This is a genomic window from Halochromatium roseum (assembly GCF_016653315.1).
Taxonomy (GTDB): domain Bacteria; phylum Pseudomonadota; class Gammaproteobacteria; order Chromatiales; family Chromatiaceae; genus Lamprobacter; species Lamprobacter roseus.
The window spans coordinates 46,503-60,110 of sequence record NZ_NHSH01000074.1; the positions used below are offsets into that span (position 1 = coordinate 46,503).

12 protein-coding genes are annotated in these 13,608 nt (G+C 64.1%); 1 reads left to right on the forward strand and 11 read right to left on the reverse strand.

Annotated features, from left to right (window positions below; genetic code table 11):
- Positions 1 to 18 precede the first annotated feature (18 nt).
- Positions 19 to 906: a 2-hydroxy-3-oxopropionate reductase gene (locus CCR96_RS20740; protein WP_201223094.1), complete on the forward strand. Its 888-nt coding sequence runs from the start codon at positions 19 to 21 to the stop codon at positions 904 to 906.
- On the opposite strand, the gene CCR96_RS20745 is transcribed toward CCR96_RS20740, so the two are convergent.
- The 11 genes from CCR96_RS20745 to rapZ form a co-directional block, all read right to left on the reverse strand.
- A complete protein-coding gene (locus CCR96_RS20745; protein WP_201223095.1) occupies positions 903 to 1,481 on the reverse strand; it encodes an anthranilate synthase component II in 579 nt (192 codons plus the stop codon). The genes CCR96_RS20740 and CCR96_RS20745 overlap by 4 nt on opposite strands.
- A gap of 166 nt (positions 1,482 to 1,647) precedes the next feature.
- Entirely contained in the window at positions 1,648 to 2,412 is a 765-nt protein-coding gene (locus tag CCR96_RS20750) for an HNH endonuclease (RefSeq protein ID WP_201223097.1), read from the reverse strand.
- 65 nt (positions 2,413 to 2,477) lie between these two features.
- Positions 2,478 to 4,583, reverse strand: coding sequence for a DEAD/DEAH box helicase (locus CCR96_RS20755; RefSeq protein ID WP_201223099.1), 2,106 nt, complete (start codon positions 4,581 to 4,583; stop codon positions 2,478 to 2,480).
- 755 nt (positions 4,584 to 5,338) lie between these two features.
- On the reverse strand, positions 5,339 to 6,880 hold the full coding sequence (trpE, locus tag CCR96_RS20760; protein ID WP_201223101.1) for an anthranilate synthase component I: 1,542 nt from the start codon (positions 6,878 to 6,880) through the stop codon (positions 5,339 to 5,341).
- Between the two features lie 349 nt (positions 6,881 to 7,229).
- Positions 7,230 to 7,916 carry a phosphoglycolate phosphatase gene (locus CCR96_RS20765; protein WP_201223103.1) on the reverse strand — a complete coding sequence of 229 codons (687 nt, stop codon included), beginning with the start codon at positions 7,914 to 7,916 and terminating at the stop codon, positions 7,230 to 7,232.
- Positions 7,917 to 7,954: 38 nt separating this feature from the next.
- Entirely contained in the window at positions 7,955 to 8,653 is a 699-nt protein-coding gene (rpe, locus tag CCR96_RS20770) for a ribulose-phosphate 3-epimerase (RefSeq protein ID WP_201223105.1), read from the reverse strand.
- Between the two features lie 169 nt (positions 8,654 to 8,822).
- A complete protein-coding gene (mgtE, locus tag CCR96_RS20775) occupies positions 8,823 to 10,184 on the reverse strand; it encodes a magnesium transporter (RefSeq protein ID WP_201223107.1) in 1,362 nt (453 codons plus the stop codon).
- A 121-nt stretch (positions 10,185 to 10,305) separates the two neighbouring features.
- Positions 10,306 to 12,054: a phosphoenolpyruvate--protein phosphotransferase gene (gene ptsP, locus CCR96_RS20780; RefSeq protein WP_201223114.1), complete on the reverse strand. Its 1,749-nt coding sequence runs from the start codon at positions 12,052 to 12,054 to the stop codon at positions 10,306 to 10,308.
- On the reverse strand, positions 12,051 to 12,320 hold the full coding sequence (locus CCR96_RS20785) for an HPr family phosphocarrier protein (RefSeq protein ID WP_200239747.1): 270 nt from the start codon (positions 12,318 to 12,320) through the stop codon (positions 12,051 to 12,053). The genes ptsP and CCR96_RS20785 overlap by 4 nt, the downstream gene beginning before the upstream one ends.
- Positions 12,317 to 12,718 (reverse strand): PTS sugar transporter subunit IIA, encoded by a 402-nt coding sequence (locus tag CCR96_RS20790; protein WP_201223116.1) that lies wholly within the window; start codon positions 12,716 to 12,718, stop codon positions 12,317 to 12,319. The genes CCR96_RS20785 and CCR96_RS20790 overlap by 4 nt, the downstream gene beginning before the upstream one ends.
- A complete protein-coding gene (gene rapZ / locus CCR96_RS20795) occupies positions 12,715 to 13,581 on the reverse strand; it encodes an RNase adapter RapZ (protein WP_201223118.1) in 867 nt (288 codons plus the stop codon). The genes CCR96_RS20790 and rapZ overlap by 4 nt, the downstream gene beginning before the upstream one ends.
- Positions 13,582 to 13,608: the final 27 nt, after the last annotated feature.

Below are 13,608 nucleotides of genomic sequence, written 5' to 3' on the forward strand. Positions count from 1 at the left end.
GTGGACCGGGAGACATCGATGACTGACACCATTGGCTTCATCGGACTCGGCATCATGGGCCGTCCGATGGCCCTGAATCTGATCAAGGCCGGCTACCGGCTCGCCGTGCACGCGCGCCGCGAAGCCTCGCTGCAACCGCTGCTCGAGGTCGGAGCCGAGCCCTGCTCGAGCCCGGCCGAGGTTGCCCGCCGCGCCCCGATCCTGTTCACCATGGTCTCGGATACCCCTGATGTCGAGCAGGTCATCCTTGGCGAGCAGGGCGTCATCGAGGGCGTTCAGACCGATGCGGTGGTTGTCGACATGAGCACGATCTCGCCGTCAGCGACCCGCGCCATGGCCGAACGGCTGCACGCGGCGGGCGCCGAGATGCTCGATGCACCCGTCTCCGGTGGCGACATCGGTGCGGCGGCGGGCAGCCTATCGATCATGGTCGGCGGCCCCACAGCCGCCTTTGAGCGCGTGCGGCCCTTGTTCCAAGTGATGGGCGAGAATATCGTTCATGTCGGCGATCACGGCGCCGGACAGGTCTGTAAGGCCTGCAACCAGGTGCTGGTCGCGCAGACCATTGCCGGTGTCAGCGAGGCGATGCTGTTGGCCAAGGCCTCCGGCGTCGATCCCGCCAAGGTGCGCGAAGCGCTGCTCGGCGGTTTCGCCAACAGCCGGATTCTGGAGGTGCATGGACGGCGCATGCTGGAGGACGACTACGCCCCCGGCTTCACCGCCAGGCTGCATCAAAAGGACATGCGCATCGTCCTCGAGGCCGCGCATGAGCTGGGGCTTGCCCTGCCCGGTGCAGCCCAGGCGGCGCAATGGCTCAACGCCCTGCTCGGCCAGGGACTCGGTGACCTGGACTCGGCAGCGATCCATCGCATGCAAGCGCGGTTGCACGGTCAAGACGGCGACTAGCGCTCGACGAAGTTGCGCAGCAGATCATGGCCGTGTTGAGTCAGGATCGACTCTGGATGAAACTGCACGCCCTCGATGGGCAATTCACGATGGCGCATGCCCATGATCTCATCACGCTCGCCCGCGGTCGTTTCGGTCCAGGCCGTGATCTCGAGTTCAGCCGGTAGCGATCTCTCATCGACCACCAACGAGTGGTAGCGCGTCGCCTCGAACGGCTGCGCAAGCCCCTGGAAGACGCCCAGCTGTTGATGATGGATCGGCGAGGTCTTGCCATGCATCACCTCACGCGCCTTGACCACCTTGCCGCCGAAGGCCTGACCAATCGACTGGTGCCCCAGGCAGACCCCAAGCAGTGGCACCTTACCAGCCGCGGCCCGAATCAGCTCGACCGAGATCCCCGCCTCATTCGGCGTGCAGGGCCCCGGCGAGATCACGATCCGCTCCGGGCGCAACGCCAAGGCATCGGCAACCGACAGCTCATCATTGCGCACCACCCGCACCTCCACCCCGAGCTCACCTAGGTACTGCACCAGGTTGTAGGTGAAGGAATCGTAGTTGTCGATCATCAGTAGCATTGAAGCATTCACCTACTTGTGCAATCCCGATCGTGGCTGGTCTCGGCGCCTTTGCGACACCCCGCATGTCCGACAACTCGTGGCGCGGCGCCAGAGCGATGATAGCGCCCTTAGTGATGGCCGCGAAGTCTTGGCTAGCTGAAGGCGCGGTTCCTTTCATCTCACCTCAGGCATCAGCCGGCAACAAGCCCGAACGATGGATCGCAAGCCGTGCTCGGTGCTTGTCGGTCAACGGCAAGGGACACTGCCAGCGCAACGCGGCACGGGCCGGCTCACTCAGCAACGGCGAGAAGCGCGGCTCACCGCTGTCCTCGAAGCTGACTAGGCGGCGATCGAAGGCGGCATCCCAGAGCGCGGAGAGCAGCAAGCCGTTGTGCACATCAAGCCGTTCGGCATCGCTGCTGCAGTCTGACCAGGGGATGATATGCGACGCACGCAGGAGTTCGGTGTCGGTGATGCCGGTGAGCGGGCAGCGGCTCTGCCAATAGTCGAGCAGGCGCGCACGGAAGAGGTCTTGGCCGATGCGCTGTATCACCAGCCGCTCGGCCTCGGTGGTCTTTGGCAGGCCTTTGACCTTGGTTTGAAACGCCATCAGCGGCGCCTCGGGCAGGCTGGCCGAGAGCCGGTAGACATGCGGCAACGCGCGGTAGAGCTCGCCCAGGGTCGGGAACGCATAGCGCGTGAGACCTGGCCCCGGCATCGCGGCCTCTGGGAGGCCAAGCTCTTCGATGACGCCCGCATGATCCAGCGCGAGGAACCAAGGTCCTCGGGCATCTGTCGCCGCGAGATGGATCGTGCCCGGCACCGTGGTCGACGCGAATCCCGCCCAGCCTTCGCGGTGCCCGAGCTGGCGGCGAAAGCCGTGCTGCCAGGCCGCCTTCTCGCACTCTTCGCGGACGACGAAGGACTGGGGATCCTGAATCGGCCTCATGCGACCACGTGAATCACCTGCTTATCGATCATGGTCTGGAGCCGCGGTGCCGGGCCACCGGAGCATTAGTGGCCCCGACGGTGTTTCTTCAGCCAAGCCTCGATCGTGGCAGGATCAAAGCGCGAAAACACCTCGTCTGGATCGAGCCCCTTGAGCCGCACCTCGGGATCAAGTCCCTTGAGCCGCTCTTCAGGATCAAGCCCCTTGAGCCGCTCTTCTGGGCCATAGCACTGCAGCACCTCTTCGGGATCGAGCTTGCGGATGGACGCTTTTAACCATTCGTGGGCTTCGCGTTGCATGTCTTCAAAGGTGTGGGCCATGTTGCCGTCTCCGAGCAGGTGCTGGGTGAGGAGGTTGCAGAGGTGAAGGCCGATCTCGCTGCGCGGATGATACTGGTGGAGCGCCGCGCTTTGCTGCGCTTTGTTGCTGGAGAATAGCCGCCAGGGGGCGTTGTGCGGCAGCGCGCGCAGGTCGTTGATGCCGATCAGGCGCACCTCGCGGGTGCCGGCGCGCAGGGTGTAGATGCCGGGCTGTTCGGTCCTTTGACAACTGCCGGGCGGGAGTTGTTTGATCAGCTTGCGTGGAAAATGCGTAGCAACGGCGTAGCTGCGGAAGTCGAGCGCTGGCAGCAGTGGATAGGCCTTGCTGGGTTCGCTGATCGGGCGCTCATCATCGGCGGGCCGCTGTTGCAGGGCACGGATGGAGGCGAGCTTGCGGTAGGTGACGTAGTGACTGTTGAGTTCTTCCAACGCCCAGGCGTCATAGGGCGCGCCGGCGGCTTTGAAGCTGAGCAGGTTGTGCGCGGCGAGGTCGTCGAGACCATCGGGGCATTGCAGATCGGCGGCGGTGACTTGAGCGCCGCGACGGTTGCTGCTAACCGCGGCGGCTTGCTCGATGATCAGCACATCCAAGCGCTGGCTGCGGAGGGCGAGTTCTTCTTCGGTGCTGACACTGTAAGGCAGCCCGATCAGTGCATCGGTGAGGGCTTTGCCGAGCAGTTCATGCCAAGCGATACGGTGGGTACGGCTCATAGCAGCAGTGTCACTGGCCAGTTGGGCGACGGCTTCGCCGAAGGGGACAGGCTTCTGACGCTTGAGCGTCAGCCCATCCTCCAGGCCAATCGCCAGCTCGACCCAGACCGCCAGCGGATGTCTGACCAAGTCGGCGTCGAGCAGGGTCTCGGGCAGTTCATCGGTGAGGGTCTGGGCGAGCCTTGGGCGGACATCGGCCAGCGTCAAGCGTTCATCGGTGGCGCGCCGCAGCGATTCATCGATCACCGCGTCAGGGCCGATCGCGGCGCCAAACAGGCGCGAGGCGACGTCAGCAACGGCCTGCGCACGGCCGGCCTCTGATCCTTCGCTCGCCATGGTGGCGGAGGTGCCGATGCAAATCGGCGCGCCATCCGGATTGCAGCGGTTGCGCAGGCGACGCACCAGGATGGCCACATCCGCACCCTGCCGGCCGCGGTAGGTGTGCAGCTCATCGAGCACGATGAATGCCAGCCCCTGGGCGTTGTCGATCACCCGAGTATCGAGCGCATCCTGTCGCGTCAACAGCAGCTCGGCCATCATGAAGTTGGTGAGCAGGATATCCGGCGGATGCTTGGCGGCGCGTTCCCGCTCCTCCTGGTTCTCCTGTCCCGTATAGCGCCGCACCACGGGCTTGAGTGTATCGGGCAGGCCCGACTGCGCGATGAACTTCTCGATCTCCTTGAGCTGGCTGTTGGCCAGCGCATTCATCGGATAGACGATGATCGCTTTGGTTTGGGGCGGGCGTCCACGTTTCCTGGCCCTGACAATCGCATCGATGATCGGCACGAAGAAGCACAGCGACTTGCCTGAGCCGGTGCCCGTGGTGACCACAAAGCTCTGCTCAGCCCGCGCCTTGGCGATCGACTGTGCTTGATGGCGGTGAAGTCTGAGCGGTCCCGCGTCGAAGCAAAAGATCCTGCCCGTCGCCTCGTCAAGATCCCCAGAGGCGACCAGCTCATCGATGCTTGGCCCGGACAGATAGCGTGGATTCAGCGATAAGAGTGCATCTGGCCAAAACCGGCCCTGCGCGTACTGACGAGCGACCGCGGCATTCAGGTCTTCGGCCCGAATGCGGGTGAAGGACTGTGAGAACCGAGCATAGGACCCGATCAGGTGGTGCTCGAAATCAAAGGCCTTCATTCATCATCTCCTTGCTCAGGTTGCCCCCATTCCTTCTCGCCCCCTGCCCTTTCCTGTAGTCCTGAGTTTACAGGCCGCGCTCAACCCCTGGTGACCGATACTACCGGCTTTGCCTGCAAGCAAGCACTGATCTGGGCTAACCGTTGGGCTGACGATGAACCTCAATACAGCAGTTGAGCCCCTCGGCGGCCGCCAGAGCGACCCCGATCAGGTGCGGGAGCGCGCGCTGAGCGCCGCCCGCAGGCCTAGTCCCGGGCTGGCAATGGGCGCCGGCGGTTGCCATTTACGCCCCTGGAGGTACTTGCGCAGCGCCCGTGAGACCGAGCAAAGCGTCCGCTGCATGCTCGCGCGTTGACCTGGCATTTTTCGCCCGCTAATCTCGCCAACGGTGTCTCGTGATTAGTGGACAAACCATGCAGAATCTCACCGTACAACAACGCCTGTTGATTGCCTTCGCACTGGTGCTGCTGATCCTACTTGTGCCGATCAGTGTCGCTTATACGGGACTCGATGCGATCGAACGACAGCTTGCCGTCGGACTCTCGGGGTTGGCGCTGGCGGCGCTGGGATCCCTGACAACCAAGATCAGGCCATGCACCCGCAGCCGGGACACGCTAGCAGTGCGCCGCCACGCCAGCAACAGTCTAGCCGATCGGCTGTTGGTCGGTTCTTGGCGCTCTCAGCCTTGGCCTCTGGACCTGGCGGCAGCAAGGGCTGCGGGCGGCGTTGCCCAGTGTCTGGGGGCGGCCGCGAGGTCACTCAGGCGCGCGATGCCCAAGCTCCGGCTCCTCGGCCGCAGCGGTCGCACCGGCGACACAGGGCTGGCGCTCAATGCCGGCCTCGGCCATGGCCACCGCGCGGAAGATGGCGCGACCCTTGTTCATGGTCTCCTTCCATTCCAGCTCCGGCACTGAGTCGGCGACCACGCCGGCGCCGGCCTGGATGTGCAGTTGGCCATCCTTGATCACCGCGGTGCGGATGGCGATGGCGGTGTCCATGTTGCCATTGAAGGCGAGATAACCGACCGCGCCGGAATAGATGCCGCGCTTGATCGGTTCGAGTTCGTCGATGATCTCCATCGCGCGGATCTTCGGCGCGCCGGAGACAGTGCCGGCGGGGAAGGTGGCGCGCAGCACGTCCATCGCGCTCATGCCAGCCTTGAGCTGGCCGGTGACGTTGCTGACGATGTGCATCACATGCGAGTAGCGCTCGACGATCATCCGATCGGTGAGCTGGACGCTGCCGACCTCGGCGACGCGACCACAGTCGTTGCGGCCAAGATCGATCAGCATCAGATGCTCGGCCAGCTCCTTGGGGTCGGCGAGCAGCTCCTGTTCGAGCGCGCGGTCCTCGTCCTCGGTGTAGCCGCGGCGACGGGTGCCGGCGATCGGGCGCACGGTGACCAGGCCATCCTCGAGCCGGGTCAGGATCTCCGGCGAGGAGCCGACGATCTGGAACCCGCCCAGATTGAGAAAATACATGTAGGGCGAGGGGTTGAGCCCGCGCAGCGCGCGATAGAGATCGAGCGGGCGCGCGCGGTAGGGGATCGACAGCCGCTGCGAGAGCACCACCTGCATGCAGTCGCCCTCGAGGATGTAGTCCTTGATGCGCTCGACCGCCTGCTGGTAGCCGGCCTCGGTGAAGCCCGAGACGAAATCGGTCTCGTCGATGTGCCGACCGCCGGCGCTCGGATCGCGCGGGGCGCCGCGCTGCATGCCGCGCACCAGCGCGTCGATGCGCGCCTGGCCGGAGTCCAGGGTATCGCCTGCTGCCGGGTCCAGATGCACGATGATGTACATCCGCCCCTGCAGGTTGTCGAACACTACCACCTCTTCCGACACCATCAGCAGGATGTCGGGTGTGTCCATCGAATCCGGATTTGGACAGGGATCGAGCCGCGGCTCGATGTAGCGCACGGTGTCATAGCCGAAATAGCCGACCAGCCCACCGGCAAAGCGTGGCATGCCGAGATGCTCGGCGACCTTGAAGCGCTGCTGATAGGCCTCGATCCAGGCCAAGGGATCGGCCGCTTCGGCCTCCTCGACGATCGCCCCATCGCGCTCGATCAGGATGCGGTGACCAAAGACCTTGAGCACCGTGTGGCAGGGCAGACCGATGATCGAATAGCGGCCCCATTTCTCACCGCCCTGCACGGATTCAAACAGGTAGCTGTAAGGGGCATCGGCCAGCTTTAGATAGCAGCTGAGTGGGGTGTCGAGGTCGGCGAGGACCTCGCAGATCAGCGGAATACGATTATGGCCCTGCGCGGCGAGGGCGTGGAGATTCTCGGGGGTCATCGGACGGACTCCAGACGATGCGGAAACCAAGGGCGGGCTCGAGACCGGCAGTCGAGCGACGCCATCGGCCTGTGAGGCACATGCCAGAGCCAACGTTTGGATCACCGCCGGCGCGCGACCGCTGGCGATCGCTCAGCTCGGTTTCCGTCTGAGAAACGCGCCAAAAACCAAACTGTAACGCTTGGGCGCAAACTTCGATGCAGGCTCCGGATCGATGTCGAACAGAACGCTCTGCAGCACAACCCGCTAGCGATGGGTGCGGGTCTGGGGCCTTGTCACGCTCGGAAGCCGTCATCATGCGCGTCGGGATCGACTCTTCGGCACTGTGGTCTGAGTCGCCGGTGTCAACCTAGCCTCGCGGGTCCGCGAGGAGGCCGTCAAGCTCGGTGAGAGCGTCGATCACCGCATCGGGCTCGGCAGTGCGAATGTCATCGCCGTGATTGTAGCCATAGCTGACGCAGATAATGGCAAATCCGGCCGCTCGCGCCGCCCTGACGTCACTGACCGAATCGCCGAGCATCAGCGCTGCCGCCGGCTCAACGCCAAAATGCTTGGCCGCGTGCAACAGCGGCAGCGGGCTGGGCTTCTTCTCGGGCAAGGCGTCGCCGCTGACGACCAGCTCGAAGGCATCGCGGATACCAACGGCCTGCAGCAATGGTTCGGTAAAGCGGCCCGCTTTATTGGTGACGCAGCCGAGTCGGTAGCCTCGGGCGCGCAGCAGATCGAGCCCTTCACGAACACCGGGATAGAGCACTGAGCGCACGGCCGTATTCTCTGCGTAAAGCTCGAGGAAGATCGGTAGCGCACGCTCGAAGTCGGCAGCATCGGGCTCACCATCGAGCTGGCCGATCAGCGCGCGGACGACGAGGCGCTCGACGCCGTTGCCGACCCACTGACGCACCGCCGGCTCGCCGCGCGGCGGACGTCCAAGCCGAGCCATCATCTCATCGACGCAAAAGGTCAGATCCGGCACGCTATCAACCAGCGTGCCGTCAAGATCGATCAGGACCATACCGGGGCGGAAGGGGAACTGCATGTGGGCGTTGCCGAGAACTGCAAATCAATGATTGAGGGTCAACGGCCAGCGCCTGCGAGCGCCTCGCGCATCTGGCGGATGATGCCGTTGTAGCGGTTCGGGTCGCTGTCTTGCCCCTTGCCGAAGATGCCAGAGCCGGAGACGAAGGTATCGGCACCCGCCGCCTTGATCTCAGCGATGTTATCAACCTTGACTCCGCCATCGATCTCGAGCCGGATGTCGCGGCCGCTGGCATCGATCATCGCCCGCGCCTCCCGCAGTTTATCGAGCGCCGAGGGGATGAAGCTCTGGCCACCAAAGCCCGGGTTCACCGACATCAGCAGGACCATATCGATGTTGTCGAGTTCGTACTTCAGATAGTCGAGCGGGGTCGCCGGATTGAACACCAGGCCCGCCTTGCAACCCTCTGCCTTGATCAGCTGCAGGGTGCGGTCAACGTGCTCACTGGCCTCGGGGTGGAAGGTGATATAGGTCGCGCCGGCTTGGGCGAAGTCTGGGATGATTCGGTCGACGGGCTTGACCATCAGATGCACATCGATCGGAGCGGTGACACCATGCTTACGCAGCGCGTCACAGATCAGCGGACCAATGGTTAGATTGGGTACGTAATGGTTGTCCATCACATCGAAGTGCACGATGTCGGCGCCAGAGGCGAGCACATTGTCGACCTCTTCACCAAGGCGCGCGAAGTCGGCGGATAGGATGGACGGGGCGATCAGGTCTTCTGCTGCGGCCATGGGAGCCTCCAGTTAAGGGCACCTAGCGGTTCGGCTACCGTCGTGCCAAGCATGAAAAAGATGTTGAGTGTAGCCGACTGGAGGCCTTTTTTCACTGGCCAATGCCAGATTGAGTGCTGCAACCGGGACTCCCGACGCCGCCTTGGTGCGGAACGAGGAGGACGGCCAACTAAAGCAGGAAGAGGGTCGCTAGCCCGAGGAAGCTGAGGAAGCCGACGACGTCGGTGACCGTGGTGAGGATGACCCCACCAGCAAGGGCGGGGTCGATGCCGAAGCGGTCAAGAACGAGTGGCAGGAGCGCGCCGGAAAGCGTGGCGGCGAGCACGTTGAGGGTGATCGCGGTGGCGATGATGAGCGCGATACTGCTGTTGCCGAACCACAGCCAGGCGATGCTGGCGACGACAAGCGCCCAGAGCAGGCCATTGAGGGCGGCGACAGCCATCTCTTTGGAGACCAGCCAGCGGATATTCTTCGCTGAGAGCTGCCCGAGCGCAATGCCGCGAATGGCGAGGGTGAGGGTCTGGGTGCCAGCGATACCGCCCATGCTGGCGACCACCGGCATGAGCACGGCGAGGGCGACGACCTTCTCGATGGTGGCCTCGAACAGCCCGATGACCCAGGCGGCGAGGAAGGCGGTCATCAGGTTGATGCCGAGCCAGACCGCACGCCGGCGGGCGCTGAGCAGGACCGGCGCGAACATGTCCTCGCCTTCGCTGAGGCCGGCGTGGCCGAGGAATTGGTGGTCGGCCTCTTCGCGGATGACGTCCATCACATCGTCGACGGTGATGCGCCCGAGAACGCGACCATCGGGATCGATCACGGGCGCGGTGATGAGATCGAGCTGCTCGAAGCGGTTGGCGACGTCCCGGGCCTTGGCATCGGCGGGGATCGGCTTTACGTCGAGAGTCATCACCTCCGCTACCGAGTCGTCCGGGTCGCTGGTGAGCAGGTCAGTGAGGTAGAGAACACCAAGGTATCGGCCCTGGCGGCTGACCACGATCAGGTTATCGGTCTGCTCGGGCAGGCCATCTTTGCGCCGACGCAGGTAACGCAGGACGACGTCGAGCGTCACCTCGGGGCGGACCGTCACCACATCGGGGTTCATGAGGCCGCCAGCGCTATCCTCCGGATAGCCGAGCGCGGTCTCCAGACGCTCCCGGCGCTGCTCATCGAGTGAACTCAGAACCTCCGAGGTGACCTTGGCCGGGAGATCCTGCACCAGGTCGGCGAGGTCATCGACGTCCAGTCCCTCGGTGGCTGCCAAGATCTCGGTCGCGTCCATGCCACGCAGGATCTCGTCGCGGACGTCGTCGTTGAGGTAGAGCAGCACCTCACCTTCGGCAGCATGATCCACCATCTGCCAGACGATCTTGCGCTGCCGCGGCGGCAACGACTGCAGCACGTGGGCGATCTCGGCCGGGTGCAGCGCATTCAGCATCCGCGTCGCCTTGCGCACGGAGCCACTCTCCAGGACCTGATGGAGAAGATCGATGCGGTCAGCCTCGGGCGGGTTCTCGGCGGGCTCGGTCATGCGGCAGGCCTCGGGCAACGGTGGGGCGGCTCTAGGACGCGACTAGCCGCTCAGTGTAGCGAGAATTCGCCAGAGACGGTGAATGGACCCAGCGTCGGCGCAATGGCCTGGGGCTATCCCATCAGTCGTTCGCGACCTCGTTGACGGCATCGAGCAGCTGCACTGAGGTCAGGTCGTCGAGGCGATCCAAGAGCTGATCCATGCGGTTGCTAACGCGGCCGACATCGCAGCTGCGCACAACCTCCTTGACCTCCAGCAGCGAGGCCGGCTGCATGCTCATCTCACGCAGGCCAAGCCCGAGTAGGATTGCGGTGTAGCGCGGATCACCCGCCATCTCGCCGCACATGCTGACGCGGGTGCGTGACTCCGCCGCGCGGCTGAGGGTGATGCGGATCAGCCTGAGCACAGCGGGATGCAGGGGGTCGTAGAGGTAGTTGACGCTGTCGTCGACGCGATCGATGGCCAAGGTGTACTGGATCAGGTCGTTGGTCCCGATCGACAGGAAATCGACGCGCTTGGCGATACCGCCGGCGCAGAGTGCCGCAGCTGGGACCTCGATCATCGCGCCGACCGGCATCAACGGATCGAACGGCAGCCCTTGGCGGCGCAGTGTTCGGCGGGTCTCGGCGATCATCCCGAGCACGGTCTCGACCTCGGCGATGGAGGAGATCATCGGCAGCATGAGCCGCACCGGGCCATGCGCCGAGGCACGCAGGATCGCCCGCAGCTGAGGCACAAAGAGGCCCGGCTCGCGCAGGCAGAGCCGAATCGCGCGCAGCCCCAGCGCAGGATTGGTCAGGCTCCCTGAGCTGCCGGCAAGCCCATCGACCTGCTTATCCATGCCGAGGTCGAGCGTGCGGATCGTCAGCGGGATGCCATCGAGCCCGCGTATCACCCCGAGATAAGTCTCCAAGTGCTCTTCTTCGTCCGGCAATCCGCTGCGGTTCATGAACAAAAACTCAGTGCGGTAGAGCCCAACCCCCGAGGCGCCACTGGAGCGCACCGCGTCGACATCCTCGGGCAGCTCGAGATTGGCGAGCAGCACCACCGGCACGCCATCTCGGCTGGTCGACGGCTCCCGCACCAGCTCACGCAGCCGGTGTCGACGTTGATCAGCGCTGACCAGACGCTTGCGGTAATGGGCGAGGATGCTCTCATCGGCGCCAGCGAGCACGGTCCCGCTCTCGGCATTCACCACCAAGAGCTCATCCTGTCGCAGCAGGTGGGTCGCGTTGTGCACACCCAAAACAGCCGGGATATCAAGGCTACGGGCCAAGATCGCGGTGTGCGACATCGGCCCACCGTGCTCGATCACAAAGGCACAGATACCGCGATGTCGAAGCAGGATGGTATCGGCCGGGGTCAAGTCATCAGCGACGATGACCCGATCTTTGAGATCGCTCGCGGAAACCGACTGCGCCGACGGCTCCCCGCTCAGAAAGACCTGGATCTGGCGCACGACATGGTCGACATCATCACGCCGAGTGCGCAGATAGGCATCGCCCATGGCGTCGAACACCTCGACCAAGGTATCGCGCTGGATCTGCAATGCCCAGCCTGCATTGATGCTGCGCTCGCGGATCAGGTCGCGGGTGGCATCGACCAGCGCCGAATCCGTCAGCATCAGCAGATGCGCGTCGATGAATTCGGCAATATGCAAAGGCGTCGAATTCGGGATCTGACCTCGAACCGACTCGAGATGATGGCGTGCGCACTCGAGCGCGGCATCGAGCCGCGCCACCTCGGCATCGATCTGAGCGGGATCGATCTCCTCCGTGACAACGGTGGGCTCGCGCGCAAACAGCTGGGCGCGGCCAATGGCGACCGGCCGCGAGCCGCAGACGCCGACCCCGAGCAGCGCGGCGGTCACTCACCCTCTCCGAAGCGGTCGGCGACCAAGGCCTCGAGCGCGTCGGCCACCTGCTCGGCATCGGGCCCCTCGACCTCGATCGTGATCCGCGTGCCGCAGGCGGCGGCCAACATCATCACACCCATAATGCTCTTGCCGTTGACCCGACGGCCCTGACGTTCGACCTGGACATGGCTTTCAAAGCCACTGGCGCAGGTCACGAACTTGGCCGCAGCACGGGCATGGAGCCCGAGGCGGTTGATGATGTCGAGTTCTCTGCGGATCATGACAGCCTCTCCTCATGACAGCCGAACACGCCGTCACGACCACCGCTCAGCGCCTTCTCCGCGAGCGCCGCCAGCTCGAGCTGACAGTAGTTGAGCACGCGCACCACCATCGGCAGATTGACGCCGCTTAGCACACGCACATGCCCACGCCGGCAAAGCGCATCGGTAATGTTGGTGGGCGTTGCGCCATAGAGGTCGGTCAGTACCAACAGGCCGGCACCGTCATCCAGGCGCTCGGCGCACTCCAAGATCTGCCGTCGCAGCTGATCAGGGTCATCCTGCTCGTGTACATCGATCGCAACCGCTGCCAGCGGGCAGCAGCCGAGCATGCGGGTTGCGGTTTCCAACAACTCCGCGCCGATCCGGTTGTGCGTGATCAGTAAGATGCCTACGCTCATCCTAGCTCCCGATGGCGCACCAAGATCTGGTGACCCTGTGCCTCGAAGTGCCGACGCAAGGCCTCGACCATGTAGACCGAACGGTGACGTCCGCCCGTGCAGCCGATGCCGATGGTCAAGTAGCTACGGCCATCGGCCTCGAACCGCGGCACCCAGCGGTCGAGGAAGGCGATCAGATCGTCGCGCATTTGCATCGCCTCAGGCGAACTCTCGAGAAATGCGGCCACTTCCGAGTCCATCCCGGTCAGCGGACGCAGCCCTGGCTGCCAATGTGGATTCGGCAGGCAGCGCAGATCGAAGACGAAGTCCGCAGCGCTCGGGATGCCGTTCTTAAACCCAAAAGACTGCAGCAATACCGGCGCCTGGCCGCGGCCCTTACGGTTCAGATTCTCCCTGACCAGCTCCTTCAGCTCGTGCACATTGGTACTGGAGGTATCGATCTGAGTCTTGGCAATCCGCCGCAGGGGCTGGAGCAAGCGGCGCTCGAGCTCGATCGCCTCGGCGAGCGGACGATCGGCACTCGTCAGCGGGTGCTTGCGGCGGGTCTCACTGAAACGGGTCACCAGGGTCGGCGTGTCCGCTTCGAGGAAGATGACTCGAATCGCGATGCCCTGCGCCTCCAGTGCCTCGATCACCCCGGGCAACTGATCGAGCAGCTCCGGACCGCTGCGCGCATCGATACCAATGGCCGTGCCGCCGCGACCATCGCCGCCCTCAGGACGAGACTGCTTGAGCCCAAGCGCCAGGTCATGCAGCAGAAACAAGGGCAGATTATCGATACAGACGTAGCCGATATCTTCTAGCGTGCGCAGTGCAACACTCTTACCGGCACCAGACAGCCCGCTGATGATGATCAACTCCATGCCGATAACCTGTTTGTGGGTATGAAA

Bases quoted from the DNA above. Each gene is read 5' to 3' on its own strand.
- CCR96_RS20765 (WP_201223103.1), bottom strand. From the start codon at position 7,916: ATGCAGTTCCCCTTCCGCCCCGGTATGGTCCTGATCGATCTTGACGGC.
- trpE (WP_201223101.1), bottom strand. From the start codon at position 6,880: ATGACCCCCGAGAATCTCCACGCCCTCGCCGCGCAGGGCCATAATCGT.
- CCR96_RS20740 (WP_201223094.1), top strand. From the start codon at position 19: ATGACTGACACCATTGGCTTCATCGGACTCGGCATCATGGGCCGTCCG.
- CCR96_RS20790 (WP_201223116.1), bottom strand. From the start codon at position 12,718: ATGAGCGTAGGCATCTTACTGATCACGCACAACCGGATCGGCGCGGAG.
- CCR96_RS20755 (WP_201223099.1), bottom strand. From the start codon at position 4,583: ATGAAGGCCTTTGATTTCGAGCACCACCTGATCGGGTCCTATGCTCGG.
- CCR96_RS20745 (WP_201223095.1), bottom strand. From the start codon at position 1,481: ATGCTACTGATGATCGACAACTACGATTCCTTCACCTACAACCTGGTG.
- CCR96_RS20785 (WP_200239747.1), bottom strand. From the start codon at position 12,320: ATGATCCGCAGAGAACTCGACATCATCAACCGCCTCGGGCTCCATGCC.
- mgtE (WP_201223107.1), bottom strand. From the start codon at position 10,184: ATGACCGAGCCCGCCGAGAACCCGCCCGAGGCTGACCGCATCGATCTT.
- rapZ (WP_201223118.1), bottom strand. From the start codon at position 13,581: ATGGAGTTGATCATCATCAGCGGGCTGTCTGGTGCCGGTAAGAGTGTT.
- rpe (WP_201223105.1), bottom strand. From the start codon at position 8,653: ATGGCCGCAGCAGAAGACCTGATCGCCCCGTCCATCCTATCCGCCGAC.
- CCR96_RS20750 (WP_201223097.1), bottom strand. From the start codon at position 2,412: ATGAGGCCGATTCAGGATCCCCAGTCCTTCGTCGTCCGCGAAGAGTGC.